We start from the raw sequence: 18,739 nt of genomic DNA on the forward strand, positions 1-18,739 counted from the left end.
CTGTGCTTGTAGTAGCAAAAAAACTTTCCAGCACGCAAGGTTTTTTGTTTTGGAGTAGTAATTATATCTTCAAGTAATGTGAAGGAACAGGATGCCCCCGCTGCGCAAAGTCTCCCAACTTTGAGCCGTAAATAAAATAAAACGCTAACTTTTGGGCTAGCGTTTTAGAAAGTTGTGTATTTTTCGTATGGTGCTAATCAGGAGAAAGATGTAAATTATTATCATTCGGATCATCTGGGCAGCAGTTCTTTTATTACCCCAGCTGCGCAAAGTTTGCAACTTTGAGCCATAAATAAAAGAAAACTCCCGATAGCGCAGATTTGTAATCCGTGCCTATAATATCAACAAAAACTTTGCAATCTGCAAAGTTTTTGTTGTTGGAAGGTAGTAATTATATATCTTGCGTATGCAAGTAATGTTGAGTAAAAGGAAATCTATTTGTTCCATCCCAGTCACTTATCTGATTTGCATCTTCTTGGGGAATTCTATTTGGATTGTCAAAAGCTTTATCAGTTAATAGTATAGGTGTTGCCAGAAGAGCTTTGTTAGATAAAGTAGAAAATATTTTATCATCTTCAGGTAAAAAACCTTATGTTATTTCTGCTGTTATAGATTCAGAAACAGGAGAAGTATTTTACGGTACCAATAGAACTATAAGTCAATGGATGACGCAAACCCAGTATTAAAATTACAAGTGCCAAAACAGAGTTTAGAAGAATGGTCCACATTTAATTGCGCCGAATGTGATGCCTTCAACAAAGCTTTAAATGCTGGTGCAAAATGGAAAACCTAAAAGATATGCATACGATGAAGTTAGAGAATGGAAAATATATAGATTTACAAGATTTAAAAATTGTTTACAAACATTTAAAAGTAAGAAACCAACAAGCGAATGATGGAAACTATTTTTTTTAATAACATATCTATAAATGGTAGATATATATATGGGTATAAATGTTTATTAGAATTTTTAAAGAATAAAGATCTTCCCCGCTTACCTGTAAGATTAGAAAAAGATATAGAAGAGTTTGTTAGTTCAAATACTTTAGAATTTTGGCATGAGAATATTGAAGAAGTTTTACCAACCATAATACTCAATAATACTTATGATTCAGGATATTATGAGATAATAGAGTATAATTATTATATTGAGCTTTTAGAATACTATACAGGTTTAAATAATGAATGTCTAACCTTAATAGATAATTTATTATATATTGGAATTAATAATTTATATGGACAATTTAAGTCGGAATTAACATTAAATTATTTAGAAGATATTATCTTAATTATGAAGAGAAATCAGATAGAACTTCCTCAAATAAATCACATTTTTAGTTTGACTATTGATCAAAAAAATGGATGGGGGAACCGGGTAAAAATGAAAGATTTTTTGTGACCTTATGTCGGATTTGCAATCCCACGCTGGCGCGATCGTCCCGCTCGTGCCAATAAAAAGTAAGGTAAATGCCTTACTTTTTTTATATAAACAAGATGAGCAAGAAATATCAATTTAGAAAGAAGAATGAACATATTTATAACTTTTGCCACGGTATTTGGTTAAACCTGTATACAAGAATAGAATACTTTGATATTATGATCAATACCTTAGTGTATTGCAGAAAAATAAAGGAATGGGAATCTTGAGTATTGCATTATGCAAAGCCATGCTCATTTGATGTTTCGCTTTTTGGAAGTTTTAGAAATAGGAATACAGTTCTGCAGGAAATTATTGCGATGATTGGAAGAAGTATTGAATATAGATATTATATTGAGTCAGTAATTTCCAGTCACAAAAAAAGCATCTTTTTCCAGATGCTTGTGTTTTTTGATGTTGTTGGTATTTTAAACTTCGTCGTCAGAATCAATAGTGTAGGTTCTGCTTTTGAAGTCTTTGTCATGCTTTTCTGATATTACATCCTCACCCTTCTCGTTAATGATGAAATCTGTGGACTCATTAAACATCTCCTGAAAACTTTTAAAATCCTCTTTATAAAGATAAATTTTATGCTTCTCGAATGTAGCTTCTCCATTCTCCCCGAAGTTTTTTTTACTTTCGGTAATCGTAAGATAATAATCTCCTGCTTTCGTCTCGCGCACATCAAAGAAATAAGTTCTTCTCCCTGCTTTTAACACCTTCGTGAAAATTTCATTTTCATGGCGTTCCTTGTATTCACTCATTGTTAGATATTTTTTAATCTTGTTAAGAACAAATATAAAAGTTTTCTTTTAATCACAAAATTTTTTTTATGATTTATTTAACATTTGTGAAAGAATGGGCTATGCAGTTACGGAATTGTTAATTTCAGTCAGATTAAGAATTTTATCTGCACTTTGTGCGCTAGACTCTCTGTGTGTGATGATTATAGAAGTTGCATTATGAATTTTTCTTTCAATATTTTCAAGGATGTTCTGTTCGGTTTCAGTATCCAAAGCTGACAGGGAATCATCAAAAATAATGATGCTCGGATCCTTAATCAGTGCTCTTGCAATACAGATTCTTTGTTTCTGACCTCCCGAAAGCATCACGCCGCGCTCACCTACCATAGTTTTGTATTGATCTTTAAACCCTACAATATTTTTATCAACGTCCGCAATTTTTGCATATTCCACTACTTTTTCATGGGTAGGATGATCTATGGCAAAACCAATATTATTTTCAATAGAATCAGAGAAAAGATAACTCTCCTGCGGAATATATCCAATGAGTTTTCTGTAATTATTTAAGTTATGCTCTTTTAGATTTTTTCCGTCAATTAAAATTTCCCCTTCTGTGGGGTCAATAAGCCTGCAGAGTAACAAAGCTATCGTTGATTTTCCGCTACCGGTTTTCCCCATAATGGCTAAAGATTCTCCGGCTTTCACTGTGAAACTGAGATTTTCAAGGGCTTTAATTCTGGTGTTTGGATAAACATAAGATACATTTCGGAATTCAATATCTCCTTTAATGGGATAATTTTCAAAATTACGGTTTACGATTTCCGATTTCTTATCCATAAATTCATTAATTCTCTGCATGGATGCTTCAGCTCTCTGGTTTACCGAAGTTACCCAGCCTACCATAGAGAAAGGAAATATCAGCGTATTGATGTACATAAAGAAATCTGCAATCTTACCGATGCTTAGTTCTCCTGCAATATATTTCTGTCCGCCGATCCAGATAATGGCAACATTCAAAAGACCGATCACAAAAAGGATGATGGTGAAGAAGTAGGCTTCCGTTTTGGCAAGATCCAATGCTTTATCCTGATAGTCCGTCACTTTTATGCCGTAGTTCTTTTCAATATATTTTTCACGGGCGAAAAATTTCACAACACGGATTCCCGAAAAACTGTCCTGCACAAAAGTGGAGATGGCCGACTGGCTTTTCTGCATGATTTTCGATTTTTTATTGATAATGGAACTTACCTTATAAATAGCATATGAAAGAAGCGGTAGGGGAAGCAAGGTCCAAAGCGTCATGGACACATCCGTCTTCAGCATATAAATTGCAGTGATGATGACAAGAACCAGTAAGTTGGCAACGTACATCACGCCGGGGCCAAGGTACATTCTTACCGCTACAACATCTTCACTCAGCCTGTTCATAAGATCTCCGATGGTGGTCTGCTTATAATCGGTTAATGACAAATCCTGATAGTGTCTGTAGATTTTGTTTTTCAGTTCGTACTCAATTCTTCTGGAAGCAACAATAATCGTTTGCCGCATCATAAAGGTAAAAAAGCCTGTGAGAAGAGAGCATCCTACAATAATGGCAACATAAATCAACACCTGCCTGTTGAAGCCAAGATTTCCGTTGCGGGTAAGCTCGTCCACCGATTTTCCTACGAACTGAACTTTATAGATATTAAAGAAATTACTGGCAATGATAAATAATACCCCCCAAAATAATAATATTTTGTGTTTCCAGAAGTAAGGGTTCAGAGTTTTTAAAGCTTTCATAAACTTTTACAAATTTACGAAAATGTCATCATACTACGAATCCGATAAATTTTAAATTTCGTATCTTTGCGCCCATAAAAAGCTCTTTGAATGTTAGGAAGACGACAAATCCGTGAAAAAGTAGTACAGACTGTGTATTCATATTACCAGAATCCTGTGAAGTTTGATGTATTAGAGAAAAACATGTTTACCGGAATAGAGAAGATTTACCATCTCTATATCTACGAATTGAATTTTCTGGTAGGACTGAAAGAACTGGCGGAAAACCAGATCGAGATCGGTAAAAATAAATTTATTAAAACCGATGCTGATATTAATCCTAACCAAAAATTCATCAACAATAAGGTTTTGCTTAAGCTGGAAGAAAACCCGGAACGGTTATTCTTTACAGGCCAGCACAAGCAGCTTAAGTGGGATTTGCATGACGATCTTCTGGTAAAAACGTTCCAGAGAATTACTGCCGGAAAAAGATATCAGGATTTTATGAAGGAAGAATCTTATTCTTTTGAAGAAGATCAGAAGTTTATCGGTAAATTATTTTTACGATATATCGCTGAAAACGATGATTTTCATGATTATCTGGGAGATAAGGAACTTTCCTGGTATGATGATATCCACATTGCCAATTCTATGGTTCAGAAAACAATCGGGTTTTTAAAGGAAGATGAAGAAAGCAGAACCTTGATTAAAATGATTAAAGATGATGAAGATAAAACTTTTGCCATCAAACTTTTAAGAAATACACTGGACAGCTGGGAGAATAACGAGAAGAAACTGGAAGAAAGACTGGAAAACTGGGATCTGGAAAGGGTTTCACTCATGGATAAAGTAATCCTGTCTACAGCGCTTACGGAACTTGATAATTTTCCTTTTACCCCTTCAAGAGTTATCATTAATGAATATATCGAGATTGCCAAAGTATTTGCCACAGATCGCTCCAATATTTTCATTAACGGAATTTTGGATAAATACTGTAAAGATTTAAATAGAATATAAATATTTCAATATGAAAAAGACGTTATCAATTATCGCTTTATCAGTAATCGGTTTTGGATTTGTTTCTTGTAAGAAGGAAAACAAAGAAAGTCAGGAAAAACTTCTTACCGAAAGACCGGATATTCACAGAACTGCTCCGGCAGACTCTGCAGGGGTGACAGCAACTCCTGAAACGGCAGCTCCGGCTCCTGTATCCAACCAGCCATTAACTACAATCGCTCTTTCTGAAAGCAACTTCGATTTCGGAAAAATAAAAAAAGGGGATAAAGTAGAACACATATATGAAATTACAAATACAGGAACTAATCCTCTGGTAATATCAGAAGTAAAACCGGGATGCGGATGTACCGCTCCGGATTTTACCAAAGAACCGATTATGCCGGGTAAGAAAGGGAAAATTACCTTGCATTTTGATTCTACCAACTTTGACGGAAACGTAAACAAATATGCGGATGTTTTTGCCAATGTAGAAAAAGCGCCTATCAAATTAACATTCACCGCGAATATTCAACCTTAATATCATGAATTTATTATCAATTTTTTTACAGGCTCCGGCTCCGGGGGGAAACTCTAACATGATGCTGATTATGATGGGGGTGATGTTTGTCGGTTTTTATTTTTTAATGATAAGACCGCAAATGAGAAAACAAAAGCAAGAGAAGAATTTCCAGGAAACGCTTAAGGTAGGAACCAGAGTAGTTCTTACATCCGGTCTTCACGGGAGGATTGCGCAGGTTCAGGATGATGGTTTTGTGATCGAAACATTATCGGGAAAGTTAAAATTTGAAAAAGCGGCTGTTTCCAGAGAATTTACGGAAGCCCGTTTTGGAGATAAAGCTAAAGCTGCAGAAAAAGCAGAAGACAAAAAGGAAATAGAAACTGATAAGAAATAAATCTTTCCGGTTTTAAAAAGATACTTCGTTTCGGCGGGGTGAGCGAAGCTCACCCCGCCGAAACTTTTTTATAGAAGCTTTTTTTCAAAGATGATGTACAAAGGCTGTCATTCTGAACGAAGCGAAGCGTAGTGAAGAATCTATAAAATTTAAACCAGACTATAAATTTCTCCTTCGTCAAAATGACCAGAAAGCATTTAGAATTGTGTTTATTTGTGAAAACATTCGTGAAATTCGCGTTTAAAAAATATCTTTGCTACATGAATAAAAACACAAATAAAACGGTTCTCATCTTAGGAGGGAATTCCGATGTTGCCAAAGAAAGTATTAAACATTACTTTCAAAAAGGATTTTCTGTAATGGCAGCATCCCGGAATACAAAATCACTGGAAGAATTTGTCTCGGAAAATAGTTTCCATGCAAAGGTTGCAGTTTTATTTTTCGATGCGACGGATTTTGATTCCCACCGGAAATTTTATGATGACCTTCCCGTAAAGCCTCATATTGTTGTGTATGCAGCTGGCTTTTTAGTTGAAAATAAAAAAGCGCTGTTAGATTTCCATAGTGCAGAGCAGATGATGCGGGTAAACTATATGGGAGCGGTTTCAATTTTAAATGTTATTGCCACAGATGAAAGCAATAAAAATTTAGAAAGAATTATCGGATTATCATCCCTCTCAGGAGTCCGCGGGCGGAAAAGTAATTTTGTATATGGCAGTACCAAAGCAGCTTTTACCACCTATCTTGCCGGCTTAAGACAGGAATTAAAACAAAGAAATGTTATTGTTAATGCTTTGGTGATCGGTTATATTGATACGAAAATCAATCAGGGTTTAGCTTTGAATAAAAACCTGATCATGCAGCCTGATTACGTTGCAAAATTCATCGTGAATGCAGGGCATTCTTTTACCATTGTCCCGAATTTCAAATGGAAAATCATTTATCATATTCTGAAGCTGTTGCCGGAAAGTCTGGTGGCTAAGTTACCTTAGTTATTTTTTAATTTAGACTTTACCTTTAAAAAAGCCAAAACATCATGATATTGATTAGTTTCTTCCTCATCTAGCAAAAAAGTAAAGGGTGTCCCGAAATCAATAAAGATTAAAAGCGTTTTACCAGAAATAGTGTAGGTAACTTTTTCCCAAATAGCTCTAATGTCATATTGTTTACATTTGATATAAAAAGATTGTTCATCTAAAAACAATTCAATAGTAGAATCAAACTTTTTAATCTCATCAATGTATTGATTTATTCTAGAATTATAATTTATCTTATTATAGCAAAAGATAAAAAAATAAATTGCAAAATAAGCTATTACAAAATATCCGAGAAATTTTAAATCAACCCTGCTATCAACTTTAAAAATACTATCAATTATCATTAAAAATATAATGATAAACACAAAATTCTTTAAAAGTGAGGGCAATTTTTTTTTCCAGGAATAGTTGAAGTATCTTTCAAGTTGTCTTCTTGTGATCTTTTCGTTAAAATCAACGATAACTTTCATGTATGATTATTTGCACAAAAGTATCAAAATTACTCCATATCCTGCAACAATTCCAAAGCCTTCATCATATCAATTCCTTTTCCTAAAACCGGTTTAAACAAATCTCCTTTTTCTTTAATTCTTTCCAAAGCATTATGAATATTAAAGTCGGTAGGTTTCATGCCTTTTTTTACTTCGCTCCAATCCAGCGGCATGGAAACGGAAGCGCCTTCTTTTGGTCTGATGCTGTAGGCGCTGGCTAAAGTCTGCCCGGTTCTGTTTTGCAGATAATCCAGGTAAATTTTACTGTTATCTCTTTTCTGAAGGCTTCTTTCCAGCGTTGTAATTTCCGGAAGCTTTTCATGAACCTGCTTCATCAGAATATGCGCAAAATCTTTCACCTGATCAAAATCGTACTTTCCGCCCATCGGGATATACACGTGGATTCCGGTGCTTCCTGAAGTTTTACAGTAGCCTTTGATCTTAACGGCATTTAAAACCTCATTCACCTGCAAGGCTGTTTCGATAACATCGTCAAACGTATTCTTCTTGGATGGATCCAGATCCAGCACAAGAAAGTCGGGATGATCAAGGTCGGGCAGGGAAGAATTCCATGGATTCATGTCGATACATCCCAGATTATTAAGATAAGCAAGTGTTGCTTTGTCGTTGCAGTAAATGTAATCAATATATTTATCGTTGGATTCTGAATAAACCTGCGTTGTCTTTACCCAGTCCGGAGTATTGTCACTGGCATCTTTCTGATAAAAATTCTGCTCTTCAATACCGTTCGGAAAACGGTTCAGGGAAAGCGGCCGGTTTTTAAGGTGTGGTAAAATATAGTCTGCAACGGACTGGTAATATTCTATGACATCGCCTTTCGTTACATCATCTTTAGGAAAATAGACTTTATCCTGGTTGGTAAGCTTTACCTTGTGCCTGTTTAATGTTATTTCCTTTTCGTTCTCGGAAGGACGTGTTTTTTTAGGGGCTGTAGCTTTCATAACTTTTGGATTTTGGGTTGCTTCATCTTTTTCTCCGGCTGTGTTTTTTACCTCTTCAGCTTCTTTATCTTCGCGCAGTGCCACGAAAACCGGATGCCGGAAAATACCGTCTTTTGTAATTTCCGAATATTTTATTTCGCATACCAGTTCCGGTTCGGTCCAGGTTACGGGCATATTGGTTTTAGGTCTGGTTTCAAATGGCGACTTTTTCACGACGATCTTTTTTAATCTTTCATGAAGTTCCATAATAGATTCGCGGTTAAATCCTGTCCCGGTATGACCTGAATAAATCAATTTGCCGTCAATGTATTTTCCCAGGATCAGGGCACCGAAACCTTCTCTCGAACCGCGGGGCTCTGTGAATCCGCAGATAATGGCTTCTTCGGTGTTGGTGAATTTTATTTTAAGCCAGTCGGAAGTACGGTGGTTTTCGGTGTAAACGCTGTCTGCTTTTTTGGCAATCATCCCTTCCAGCTTCATTTTTTTCATCTGGTTAAAAAAGGAAATGCCTTTTTCCTCAATATGATCACAATATTTGATGACATCCGTCTCAGCCAACGCTTCTTTAAGGAGTTCCTTACGTTGAATCAACGGAAGCTCTTCCGTAGAATGACCGTTCAGCCAAAGAATATCAAAAACCTGATACACCAGCGCAAGATCCGGATTGTCTCCAATTTGCTGAAGCAACTGGAAATTCGGCCTGCCGTTTTCATCGTATGCGACAATTTCACCATCCAGAATCATTTTGTGCTTCTGAAGGCTAAAATCTTGAGTAACTTTTTCAAATTTTGATAAGAAGGAGATTCCGTTTCGGGAGTAGAAGAGAGGTTTATCACTAAGATCAGCAATGGCGCGATATCCGTCCCATTTAATTTCGAAAACCCAGTCTTCATCATCAAATGCGTCAGGATGCGGTTTGGCAAGCATGGGTTTAATAAAATTCTCAAGTTTTTTTTCGTCAACTAAAGAATTGAACCGCTGAAACCGTGGTTTTACTTCTTCTTTTAAGACTTTTTTTTGCTGACGTTTGGGCTTTTTTTTTCCTCTAAAAATTTGGTGACTTGTGAGTTTTTGGCGGTATTTTCTTCAGCATCGTAATCGCTTTCTGCAAAATCATCTTTATGTTTGATGAGCAGCCATGAATTTTCTTCGGTATTTTTCATTTTCACCAAAGCAAACTCACCTTTTAGCTTTTTCCCGTGAAGGATAAATTTTAAAGAACCGGCGTGAAGCTCTTTCAGTAGTTCTTTTTCATCAGAAAGCTTTGAATTGTTATCCAGGGGTTCATAGGTTCCGCTGTCCCATATTTCTACTTGTCCTGCACCATAATTGCCTTCCGGAATGTTTCCTTCAAAATCTTTATAATCATAAGGATGATCCTCCACCATCATGGCGAGCCGTTTATCTTTAGGATCAAGAGAAGGACCTTTCGGAACAGCCCAGCTTTTTAGCACACCCTCCATTTCGAGCCTGAAATCATAGTGAAGCCTTGAGGCGGCATGTCGCTGAATCACAAAAATCAGTTTGTCTTTACTTTTTTTTGTTTTTCCTTCCGGTTCAGTGGTTTCATTAAACTTTCTCTTTGCATTGTAATCTTTTAAGGCCATTATGATGCATTTTTAGATTTTGGACTTTGTAAACTTGCTTTCAGCTGAGCCATAAGGTCAATAACTTTACCTTCTTTTGCAGGTTCAGCTTTTTTCGCTTTAATATTTTTACCTTTTGCTTTCTGCTTGATAATTTTCATTAACGATTCAGAATACGTGTCTTTGTACATCTCAGGGTCAAATTCCTGTGAAAGCTGTTCTATAAGGCTGACTGCCATTTTAAGCTCTGCCGATTTCGGCGGCTTCTTGGCAGGGATTTTAAGATCGCTGTAATCCCTGATTTCCTGTGCAAATCGAAGACGGTTAAGAACCAATACATCATCTTTATAGGGACGGATCATTCCAATCGCTTCACTTTCACGAAGCACAAAAGTTCCTATTCCCACCATTTCTGTTTTGGCTAATGCTTTTAAAAGAAGTCTGTAAGCATTTTCACCATTTTTCTGAGGCTCCAGATAATATGGATTTTCAAAATACACGGAATCTACCTCAGATTCTTTTACAAACTGATCTATTGACAATATTTTGGATTTTTCAGGACTTGCCGCTTCATAGTCTTCTTCATCAAGAATGATGTATTTATCGTCCATAAGATATCCTTTCACAATGTTTTCCCATTTTACTTCTTTTCCCGTGGTCTCATTAACCCTCTTAAAACGGATATTTGAAAAATCGGATTTATCAAGCATGTCCAGATCCAGTTTGGTGGTTTCTGTTGCCGAATAAATTTTAACAGGAATATTTACTAAGCCAAAGCCAATGGCGCCGTTCCAGATTGCTTTCATTGTACGTAAATTTGAATAAAATGTACAATGATTGTGCCGTGAGGAAAATATTTATTGAATGTGGTATTTAGATTTAAATATTAAATAGTAAGAAATGTTTTGGATCTATTAAGTTCTTTTGATAATGCTCATTCTTTAATAATCAAATCAGTAATAATACAGTTATTTTTAGAATTTTTAGTTTTTTTGCATAAAAAACAAGAATAAATGAGAATAATTTTATATTACTTAACTTTTTTTGAATATTATTAATATTAATTTAATATCGGCACAACCGACTTTGGATAATACTTTTGCAAATAATGGTATTTATATAGAAAGTACATTTTATCTTGCCAATTTATATGGCTATTATTTTAATACTGGTGCGATAACAAATGATAATAAGATTCTAGCTGTAGGAGTGTATGCTTTACAAAATGGAGCAATAAATGCGAGTTTTTACGTAGGCTAAATGCAGATGGTTCTATAGATAATACTTTTAATATGTATGATAGTAATTTATATGTGGGGCTTTCAGGATCTATTATTGCTCCAGGAATAAATAATAATTATGATCAATGGTTAAAAAAAATTACTTCTACAGGCGGAGATGGTGGAACAGCTGTAGTTAATATAAATAACAGAGATGATGTTGCAAGATGTGCTATCTTTCAAGATAATGGTAAAGTTTTGCTATTTGGTATGTCTTATTTTCCAGGCACTAAACCTATCATATCGAGAGTTTTTACAAATAGCATAACTCTAAATGTAGACAACAATGTTACGAAATATAAAGAGATAAAAGTTTATCCCAATCCTACTGCGGAATACTTAAATATTGCTCTTAAAGATTTATGATGTAACTGGAAGATTGGTTTTAACGTTACCTATAAGTACAAAAGAAAACAATTTAAAATTGATGTTAGAAGTTTGAACAAAGGTGTTTATTCCTTGTTATTGAGGATTATAAGCAGAAATTCAGAGAATAATAAATAAAAAAGCAGAGATATCTCTGCTTTTTTATTTTGTACTCCAAATTCAATTTTGCCATAAGCACTATTGCATTAATTATTGCTAAATCTTATTGATTTTAATTGATTTTGTTCCTAACCTGGTAGTAATTTTTAAAATATACATTCCTGTTGGAAGTTCTGATGTTGAAATAGTAGTTTTAGAAGGTTGATCTTTTTTAATTAAGATCATTTGACCTGCCATATTATAAAGCTCCAAGCGTTGTATATTAGCTGGAGAATTTATGTTAATAACTTCATTGAATGGAATTGGATATAGAAGTTTTTTTTCTATAACATCAGTTTCATGAGTGGCTAATGTTTGTTGAAATTCATAAGCACCCAGATCAATTCTTGCATTCACGATACGATTATGTCCTGCCAGATCTGAATTGCCATAGATAGCTGTATCAAAATATTCATTGTTTCCCAGATTGATTGCCTGACTATTGCTCTTTAAAGTAAAATCATTTGCACTGGGATTATTAAAAATGTCATTTATTGAAATGCCTAATTGGGTAATATTAATAACACTTTTTGAAGGAACATCTCTAACGATCGTTGTAGCTGTAGTATAGTTGCTTCCATTGACAAAATCCCAAATAATAGAATTGTACCATTTTGAAGTTCCGGAATCATAAATTCCATTATTACCATTATTGATTAATGTTGTATTGTAATAATTCCCCCCTAAGTTATTATATATACCTCCTCCAGCAGACGTTGCAGAATTGTTTGCAATAAGTACATTAACGAAAGTAGGTTGTGAAGAATGATTATAAACCCCTCCTCCATAAGGCGCAGAGTTGTTTTGAATAACAGTATTGATTGCTGTAGTATAAGAATTGTTGTTGAAGATCCCGCCTCCACTGGCATCGGCTATATTATTGCTAATGGAAACATTTTTAAGAATATTTGATGAGTAAACGGCAAGTATTGCTCCTCCGAGGCTCGCAACTGTATTATTTGAAATTTTGGTATTATTGATTACCGAAGATGAGTTTTGAGTAAATATGCCACCTCCGGATTGGGCGGCATTATTTGTCAAGATCAGGTTGTTTAAACTAACAGAGGAGTTATAAATAAAAATACCACCGCCACTAGAATAGATTGTGCCGGATGTAATATTATTTGAATTTATAGTTATATTGATAGCGGTATTAATACTCTTGCCATGTGTTATTGTAAAACCATCCAACAGGGCCGTGCCAACATTTCCAACGGATAAAACGATGTGTTGGGCATCATTGATATTAGTAATCCCATTATTATCCAAATCTCCGCTAAGAATAGTTTCATTAGTTAAAAAATTACGATCATTCATTGTGGGAGTACCACTATCAGGAAAGCCACCGTAAACTTTGACATTGTTCACCATTAAAAAACCATTCCGTGTACCATATGCAATCCCAAAATTGTTATCTTCGGGACTATACATCGGCTTGTAAGTTCCTTTTGATACCCATACCTCTTGTATGTTCTGGTTTGTTTTGGCCGCTTTAAGAGCGTCTGCTAATTCTCCAACCGCATTACTCCATGAACTTCCGTTACCTGCTGAGCCTTTTTTCACATACACCACACCAGATGTGGGGGTAATAGTTTGTGCAAAATGATATACACAAATTAATAATAAAAGGATAGAAATTTTTTTCATGATAATTAATTTTATGACTATAAAGATAAGCCTAAAACAAAAAAGCAGAGAAATTTTTCTCTGCTTTTTTTTATGCTTTTAAATTCAATTTTAATTCCAGTTCATCTAGCTGTTCATCAGCAATAGCAGCCGGTGCATCAATCATTACATCACGTCCGGAGTTATTTTTAGGAAAAGCGATGTAGTCTCTGATCACCTCATTTCCGTCAAGAATAGCTACTAGCCTGTCAAACCCGAAAGCCAACCCACCGTGAGGCGGAGCACCGTATTTGAAGGCGTTCATTAAGAATCCGAACTGTGCTTCTGCTTCTTCTTTTGAGAATCCTAATAGATCAAACATTTTAGACTGAAGATCTTTATCAAAAATTCTGATGGAACCTCCGCCGATTTCGTTTCCGTTCAAAACCATATCGTAGGCATTGGCTCTTGCTTTTCCCGGATCAGTTTCTAGTAAATGAATATCTTCCGGCTTTGGAGAGGTGAAAGGGTGGTGCATGGCGTGATAGCGTCCGCTTTCTTCGTCAAATTCCAATAGCGGGAAGTCAACAACCCAAAGTGGGGCAAAAACGTCACCTTTTCTTAATCCTAAGCGATTTCCAAGTTCCATTCTCAAGGCAGAAAGCTGGGTTCTCACCTTATGCTCGTTTCCGGAAAGAATCAACATTAAATCGCCTTCTTTTGCTCCGAACTTCTCAATGATTTTTGCTAAGTCTTCTTCGTTGTAGAATTTATTCACTGAAGAAGTTTTTACACCATCATTCTGGAATTTCACCCAAACCATTCCTGAAGCTCCGATTTGAGGCCTTTTTACCCAATCAACAAGTTCATCAATCTGCTTTCTGGTATAATCTGCACAGCCTTCAACATTGATTCCGACAACCAGTTCGGCATCATCAAAAATTTTGAACTCTTTTCCTTTTACCAAATCATTCAGTTCCACGAATTCCATCCCGAAACGGATATCCGGTTTGTCGTTTCCGTATTTCTGCATCGCATCGGCAAATGTCATTCTCGGGAAGTCTCCGAATTCCTGACCTGTGATATCTTTTAATAAAGTTTTCGTCATTCCTTCGAAAACATTCATCACATCTTCCTGTTCCACGAAAGCCATTTCACAATCGATCTGTGTAAATTCCGGCTGTCGGTCGGCTCTTAAATCTTCATCACGGAAACATTTTACAATCTGGAAATATTTATCCATTCCGCCCACCATCAACAGTTGTTTGAAAGTCTGTGGAGACTGCGGCAAAGCGTAAAACTGGCCCGGATTCATTCTGCTGGGCACCACAAAATCTCTTGCTCCTTCCGGTGTAGATTTAATTAAAACCGGTGTTTCCACTTCAATAAATCCGTTATCGGAAAGATAATTTCTTACTTTCTGCGCCATTTTGTGACGGAAGATTAATTTATCTTTTACAGGATTTCTTCGGATGTCAAGATAGCGGTATTTCATTCTTAATTCTTCGCCGCCATCTGTTTCGTCTTCAATAGTGAAAGGCGGAAGCTGGGATTCATTAAGAACCGTTAATCTTTCAACAAGAATTTCAATTTCTCCTGTCGGAATATTTGGGTTTTTACTTACTCTTTCAATAACTTTTCCTGTAACCTGAATCACAAACTCACGGCCCAGTTTTTTTGCATTTTCCATCAGTTCGGCAGTAGAACGGTCCTGGTCAAAAACCAATTGGGTAATTCCGTAACGATCACGAAGATCTATCCAAATCATAAATCCTTTATCACGAATGGTCTGTACCCATCCTGAAAGTGTAACTTCTTCATTAAGATTTTTGAGAGACAATTCTCCGTTGTTGTGCGATCGAAACATAATTATTTGTTTAAAGTTCAAGATTTAAAGTTCAGTGTTCTTCGTTCAGCATTTAAAGTTTTGAAGATCAAGCTTAAAACATGAATAGCAGAACATTGAATTTTCCGTGTGCAAAGATATGATTTTTGGAGGTTTTAAAAACAAAAAAACTCCCTTTCGGAAGTTTTTGATCTGAGCTTTGATGGTATTGGTTTAATTTTATGCTCAATACTGGAATTTTTAATGCAGAATTAATTTTCAGGAAGGGTTTTGATATTAACTTTCAATCCACTGCAGTGCTTTTTCCAATACTTCATCTTTATCTTTTTTAATGCCTTCCACAGTAGGCTTTATCTCAAAATCAGGAACGATTCCTATTCTCTGGGTTTCTTTTCCGTCAGGATAGTAAATACCGATTCCGCTGATCATTGTTGAAATATTTCCGGGAAGTTTGATATCCGAAACATTTCCATCGGCTCCTGCCGTTGCAGAGCCAAAAACTTTTGCATTTGGCGCTGTTCTGAAAGCCATAGTGTGATATTCTGCGCTGCTTTGCGTGGTTTCATTAATTAAGATGGCAATTTTACCGGTGTACGATTTTTTGCCGGATCCGGGAGTGCTTAAATTTGATGTAAAAGTGAAAAGTCCCGGCTGATAATTGCTTGTGTTCGTAAATTTTACAAATTCGGAAGACTCTGGTTTTAATAATTTCCCCATTATAAAAACGACAAAATCTGAAGGATAGCTTCTGAAATCGATAACCAAGCCTTTTGTATTTTTAATTTTTTCAAAAACTTCAGCAAGAAGATCGGCTTTTACGCTTCCCATATAAAAATATGCGATGTTATTATCCAGCATTTTAAAAAAATCTTTAGGCTCATTTTTTATTTTGATTTCTGAATAAGCATAGGTTCTGATGGTTTTGTCTTCCGTTTTTCCGTCTCTTAAAATAGTAAGACTAATGTTTTCTGCATTGCTTCGCAAAAGTTTTCTCGAGACATCCCGAAGCTGAGTAGGATAATTGGAAGCCGGAAGATATTTCAGCATATTTTTAATGATGTTGTCCACATTTTCGCCATTGATATCTGTAATAATGTCACCTTTTTTTAATCCGGTTTGTGCTCCTAAATTCTCGTCATAAAAACCTTCAACTACAGGTTTGTTTTCTGCAAAAGTTAATTTTACCGGAGAATATCTTTCGCCGAAATATTTTTCAAGCGCTTTGCTGTTTCCCCAGATATTGGCGTGGGTATCGTGAATTCTCCCGATCAGTTCCAGAGAAGCGAGACTGTATTCCGTTTCGTTTTTTGCATTGATGAATTTTGGGATAAATTCTGTGAGAACACCTTTCCAGTCTTCTTCGATGAGATTTTTGTAAGGGAAGTAATACTGAATAATATTCCAGTATCTGTATAGGGACAGCAGTCTGAAGCCTTCATCGGGATACTTCATTTCTCTGTAAGGATTTTCATGTCTGAAATCAGGATTGTTTACATTCGGAAAGAAATCTACATAATAATTGACTTTCGGCCTTTTGGCATCTTTGAGTTGTAAAAGCAGATCCGTAAGTTCTTTCGAAAAGCCGGAATTGTTGATCCAGTCTAGATCCGGTTTGATTTTCACATTTTTAGGTTCAGAACTTTTTGCTGTCTGAAATTTGCCCAGACCTTTGATCCAGTCTGTTAAAATCTGATCTCTCTGTTCAGCAGAAGCATTTTCAGTTTTTTTATAAATTCTGAAAAGTTCGTAATCCCAGTTGTAGTTTCCCTCGGCAACGCTTGGATGGTAATATTTCAGATAACCCCAGATTAACCCCAGTTTTTTAAGGTTTTCGATATTATCCTCGCCGAGGCTGATGTTGGATATTTTAGAGCCGTTATCAAATTCTTTATCAAGCTCAACTTTCGTTATTTCTTTTTCGAAAATTTTAGCACTTCCAATGTCCTTTCCGTCAATGGAAACTTTTAAGTTGTCTACCCAGATTTTTCCTTTTCCCGAAAGCAGTGCCCCGATAACGATTTGTTGGGTGTTTTCCGGAGACATATTAAGTGTAACCTCATATTTTTTCCAGTCATTTGTGCCTTTCAGGCCAACTTTTTGCATATTGTTGAAAGCAACTTCAGGATCAATTCTCATCCATAATCCGGCAAATCCGTCTGTAACATTTTCTGTTTTGAGATATCCGGAAAGCGTAATTTTTCTGCCGGCATAATTGTTGGGAAGTGTGTACATGATTGCTCTGAAGCCTTCTGTACCTTCAGATTCTATCACGGCAGATGCTTTTCCCTGCTGTTTTTCATTAAAATCTGAAAATACTTTTGCAGAATTGTTTCCCATTAATTTCCATAGTGCAGGAGAATTATTCTCCGTGGTTTCAAAATCGAGATTCTCAATTTTTTGCTGGGCAAAGAAAGTCATTCCCCATACAAGAAATGGGATAATGAAGTATTTTTTCATAATAATTAATTTTTTTGTCAAATCTAGAAAGTAAGATCTGATATTATTGTTCGTTAATAATGGTTTTAAGGAAATTTGTGAGGTTTGTTGATATATTTAACGGATTTTTTAGTTTAAAATCTTAAAGTATATTAATCTTTTACATATTCAAGAATGTCTCCTGGCTGACAATCCAAAGCTTTGCAGATCGCTTCCAGTGTAGAAAGCTTTACCGCTTTTGCTTTTCCTGTTTTAAGAATGGATAGATTGGCTTGGGTGATGCCAATTTTCTCGGCAAGTTCCTGGGACTGCATTTTTCTTTTCGCCAACATGACGTCTACATTGATAATTATTGGCATAGCTTAAATTGTTAAATCTACTTGTTCCTGAAGCTCTAGTCCTTTTTTGAAAAATTCTACGATGAATAATATTAAGGCTCCGAAAAATAAGAATATTACAACAGAATATGCTGCTGCGAAGAGACTTTTTACAGTAAAAGGAACGATAGCCAGTGTAATGGCTGTATAGATAATATTAAGCCAGCCAAATCTTTTCAGCCAAAGTAAAGCATCCGCATTGAATACGTTTTCTTTGCTGATTTCTCGTAAAAATTTGTAACTGATGAAAAAAAATAAGGCTATAAAAATTTCGTTGGAAATATGACTTAGCACACTTCCCGGATTGAAAAGTCCGGTAATAAGATTCTGGTCGGTAAAAGGAACAAGGAATTTAAATTTCATCATGTGTTCCATCGGTTGAGTCCATTCATTTTTAGACCAGCCTACATCGGCTCCGATGGTAAAAAAATCTGAAAGAATATTATTTGCTGTCTTAAAATTATAAAAAGAAACAGCAAAACCAATAACAATGTAAATAAGCTGAACGGCAAAAAAAACAGCCAGTAGTAAAAGCAGATAACTGATGGATTGTGAAACAGAATTCTTACCGATAATTTTCATGAGTTTGTTATTTTATTATTGCAAATATATAATTAATTATTGTTTTACAATAAAAAATTATTGAATTTATTTTTTTTAAAATGATAAAAACGCTTTAACTAATCTTTTCGGAATATTTTCACAAAACTTTACCTATGGCAAGTTAAAATCATTTCTGAATCTCTATTTTTGCCGAATGCAA

18 protein-coding genes are annotated in these 18,739 nt (G+C 35.4%); 7 read left to right on the forward strand and 11 right to left on the reverse strand.

Features of this window, described 5'->3' with window-relative positions; all coding sequences use genetic code 11:
* The first annotated feature begins 494 nt into the window (after positions 1 to 494).
* Both BUA76_RS03625 and BUA76_RS03630 read left to right on the forward strand, forming a co-directional pair.
* A complete protein-coding gene (locus BUA76_RS03625) occupies positions 495 to 686 on the forward strand; it encodes a hypothetical protein (RefSeq protein WP_072883477.1) in 192 nt (63 codons plus the stop codon).
* Positions 687 to 892: 206 nt separating this feature from the next.
* A complete protein-coding gene (locus tag BUA76_RS03630) occupies positions 893 to 1,399 on the forward strand; it encodes a hypothetical protein (protein WP_143149855.1) in 507 nt (168 codons plus the stop codon).
* 446 nt (positions 1,400 to 1,845) lie between these two features.
* Here the strand turns inward: BUA76_RS03630 and BUA76_RS03635 are convergent, their stop codons facing one another.
* Positions 1,846 to 2,181: a DUF3276 family protein gene (locus BUA76_RS03635; RefSeq protein WP_029295477.1), complete on the reverse strand. Its 336-nt coding sequence runs from the start codon at positions 2,179 to 2,181 to the stop codon at positions 1,846 to 1,848.
* Positions 2,182 to 2,280: 99 nt separating this feature from the next.
* Positions 2,281 to 3,942, reverse strand: a complete 1,662-nt coding sequence (locus BUA76_RS03640) for an ABC transporter ATP-binding protein (protein WP_072883479.1) — start codon at positions 3,940 to 3,942, stop codon at positions 2,281 to 2,283.
* 90 nt (positions 3,943 to 4,032) lie between these two features.
* Between BUA76_RS03640 and BUA76_RS03645 the strand changes: the two genes are divergently transcribed.
* From BUA76_RS03645 to BUA76_RS03660, 4 genes are all read left to right on the forward strand, one after another.
* The gene (locus BUA76_RS03645) at positions 4,033 to 4,938 is read left to right on the forward strand and encodes a transcription antitermination protein NusB (RefSeq protein WP_072883480.1); all 906 of its coding nucleotides are present in this window, start codon (positions 4,033 to 4,035) and stop codon (positions 4,936 to 4,938) included.
* A 10-nt stretch (positions 4,939 to 4,948) separates the two neighbouring features.
* Positions 4,949 to 5,455: a DUF1573 domain-containing protein gene (locus BUA76_RS03650; RefSeq protein ID WP_072883481.1), complete on the forward strand. Its 507-nt coding sequence runs from the start codon at positions 4,949 to 4,951 to the stop codon at positions 5,453 to 5,455.
* A 4-nt stretch (positions 5,456 to 5,459) separates the two neighbouring features.
* A complete protein-coding gene (gene yajC / locus BUA76_RS03655) occupies positions 5,460 to 5,831 on the forward strand; it encodes a preprotein translocase subunit YajC (RefSeq protein WP_072883482.1) in 372 nt (123 codons plus the stop codon).
* 260 nt (positions 5,832 to 6,091) lie between these two features.
* Positions 6,092 to 6,823 (forward strand): SDR family NAD(P)-dependent oxidoreductase, encoded by a 732-nt coding sequence (locus tag BUA76_RS03660; RefSeq protein ID WP_072883483.1) that lies wholly within the window; start codon positions 6,092 to 6,094, stop codon positions 6,821 to 6,823.
* On the opposite strand, the gene BUA76_RS03665 is transcribed toward BUA76_RS03660, so the two are convergent.
* From BUA76_RS03665 to ku, 4 genes are all read right to left on the reverse strand, one after another.
* Entirely contained in the window at positions 6,820 to 7,338 is a 519-nt protein-coding gene (locus tag BUA76_RS03665; RefSeq protein ID WP_072883484.1) for a hypothetical protein, read from the reverse strand. The two genes, BUA76_RS03660 and BUA76_RS03665, sit on opposite strands and share 4 nt — an antisense overlap.
* A 29-nt stretch (positions 7,339 to 7,367) precedes the next feature.
* Positions 7,368 to 9,248, reverse strand: coding sequence for a DNA ligase D (gene ligD / locus BUA76_RS03670; RefSeq protein ID WP_072883485.1), 1,881 nt, complete (start codon positions 9,246 to 9,248; stop codon positions 7,368 to 7,370).
* Between the two features lie 77 nt (positions 9,249 to 9,325).
* Positions 9,326 to 9,928, reverse strand: a complete 603-nt coding sequence (locus tag BUA76_RS03675) for a DNA polymerase ligase N-terminal domain-containing protein (RefSeq protein WP_072883486.1) — start codon at positions 9,926 to 9,928, stop codon at positions 9,326 to 9,328.
* Entirely contained in the window at positions 9,928 to 10,713 is a 786-nt protein-coding gene (gene ku / locus BUA76_RS03680) for a non-homologous end joining protein Ku (protein ID WP_072883487.1), read from the reverse strand. The genes BUA76_RS03675 and ku overlap by 1 nt, the downstream gene beginning before the upstream one ends.
* 486 nt (positions 10,714 to 11,199) lie before the next feature.
* Between ku and BUA76_RS03690 the strand changes: the two genes are divergently transcribed.
* Positions 11,200 to 11,553 carry a hypothetical protein gene (locus tag BUA76_RS03690; protein WP_072883489.1) on the forward strand — a complete coding sequence of 118 codons (354 nt, stop codon included), beginning with the start codon at positions 11,200 to 11,202 and terminating at the stop codon, positions 11,551 to 11,553.
* A 216-nt stretch (positions 11,554 to 11,769) separates the two neighbouring features.
* Here BUA76_RS03690 and BUA76_RS03695 read toward each other — a convergent pair whose 3' ends face one another.
* From BUA76_RS03695 to BUA76_RS03715, 5 genes are all read right to left on the reverse strand, one after another.
* Positions 11,770 to 13,359 carry a T9SS type A sorting domain-containing protein gene (locus tag BUA76_RS03695; protein ID WP_072883490.1) on the reverse strand — a complete coding sequence of 530 codons (1,590 nt, stop codon included), beginning with the start codon at positions 13,357 to 13,359 and terminating at the stop codon, positions 11,770 to 11,772.
* 70 nt (positions 13,360 to 13,429) lie between these two features.
* Complete coding sequence (aspS, locus tag BUA76_RS03700) at positions 13,430 to 15,184, reverse strand: aspartate--tRNA ligase (protein WP_072883491.1); 1,755 nt, start codon at positions 15,182 to 15,184, stop codon at positions 13,430 to 13,432.
* Positions 15,185 to 15,439: 255 nt separating this feature from the next.
* On the reverse strand, positions 15,440 to 17,620 hold the full coding sequence (locus BUA76_RS03705; RefSeq protein ID WP_072883492.1) for a S41 family peptidase: 2,181 nt from the start codon (positions 17,618 to 17,620) through the stop codon (positions 15,440 to 15,442).
* A gap of 131 nt (positions 17,621 to 17,751) precedes the next feature.
* The gene (locus BUA76_RS03710; RefSeq protein WP_039365153.1) at positions 17,752 to 17,958 is read right to left on the reverse strand and encodes a helix-turn-helix domain-containing protein; all 207 of its coding nucleotides are present in this window, start codon (positions 17,956 to 17,958) and stop codon (positions 17,752 to 17,754) included.
* Positions 17,959 to 17,961: 3 nt separating this feature from the next.
* Positions 17,962 to 18,558, reverse strand: coding sequence for a DUF2975 domain-containing protein (locus BUA76_RS03715; RefSeq protein ID WP_072883493.1), 597 nt, complete (start codon positions 18,556 to 18,558; stop codon positions 17,962 to 17,964).
* Between the last annotated feature and the right edge of the window lie 181 nt (positions 18,559 to 18,739).

Origin of the sequence: Chryseobacterium takakiae (assembly GCF_900129385.1) — a bacterium.
GTDB lineage: Bacteria > Bacteroidota > Bacteroidia > Flavobacteriales > Weeksellaceae > Chryseobacterium > Chryseobacterium takakiae.

Coding starts and splice junctions, on each gene's coding strand:
- BUA76_RS03630 (WP_143149855.1), top strand. CDS start 893: ATGATGGAAACTATTTTTTTTAATAACATATCTATAAATGGTAGATAT.
- BUA76_RS03635 (WP_029295477.1), bottom strand. CDS start 2,181: ATGAGTGAATACAAGGAACGCCATGAAAATGAAATTTTCACGAAGGTG.
- BUA76_RS03640 (WP_072883479.1), bottom strand. CDS start 3,942: ATGAAAGCTTTAAAAACTCTGAACCCTTACTTCTGGAAACACAAAATA.
- BUA76_RS03645 (WP_072883480.1), top strand. CDS start 4,033: ATGTTAGGAAGACGACAAATCCGTGAAAAAGTAGTACAGACTGTGTAT.
- BUA76_RS03650 (WP_072883481.1), top strand. CDS start 4,949: ATGAAAAAGACGTTATCAATTATCGCTTTATCAGTAATCGGTTTTGGA.
- yajC (WP_072883482.1), top strand. CDS start 5,460: ATGAATTTATTATCAATTTTTTTACAGGCTCCGGCTCCGGGGGGAAAC.
- BUA76_RS03660 (WP_072883483.1), top strand. CDS start 6,092: ATGAATAAAAACACAAATAAAACGGTTCTCATCTTAGGAGGGAATTCC.
- BUA76_RS03665 (WP_072883484.1), bottom strand. CDS start 7,338: ATGAAAGTTATCGTTGATTTTAACGAAAAGATCACAAGAAGACAACTT.
- ligD (WP_072883485.1), bottom strand. CDS start 9,248: ATGCTTGCCAAACCGCATCCTGACGCATTTGATGATGAAGACTGGGTT.
- BUA76_RS03675 (WP_072883486.1), bottom strand. CDS start 9,928: ATGGCCTTAAAAGATTACAATGCAAAGAGAAAGTTTAATGAAACCACT.
- ku (WP_072883487.1), bottom strand. CDS start 10,713: ATGAAAGCAATCTGGAACGGCGCCATTGGCTTTGGCTTAGTAAATATT.
- BUA76_RS03690 (WP_072883489.1), top strand. CDS start 11,200: ATGTATGATAGTAATTTATATGTGGGGCTTTCAGGATCTATTATTGCT.
- BUA76_RS03695 (WP_072883490.1), bottom strand. CDS start 13,359: ATGAAAAAAATTTCTATCCTTTTATTATTAATTTGTGTATATCATTTT.
- aspS (WP_072883491.1), bottom strand. CDS start 15,184: ATGTTTCGATCGCACAACAACGGAGAATTGTCTCTCAAAAATCTTAAT.
- BUA76_RS03705 (WP_072883492.1), bottom strand. CDS start 17,620: ATGAAAAAATACTTCATTATCCCATTTCTTGTATGGGGAATGACTTTC.
- BUA76_RS03710 (WP_039365153.1), bottom strand. CDS start 17,958: ATGCCAATAATTATCAATGTAGACGTCATGTTGGCGAAAAGAAAAATG.
- BUA76_RS03715 (WP_072883493.1), bottom strand. CDS start 18,558: ATGAAAATTATCGGTAAGAATTCTGTTTCACAATCCATCAGTTATCTG.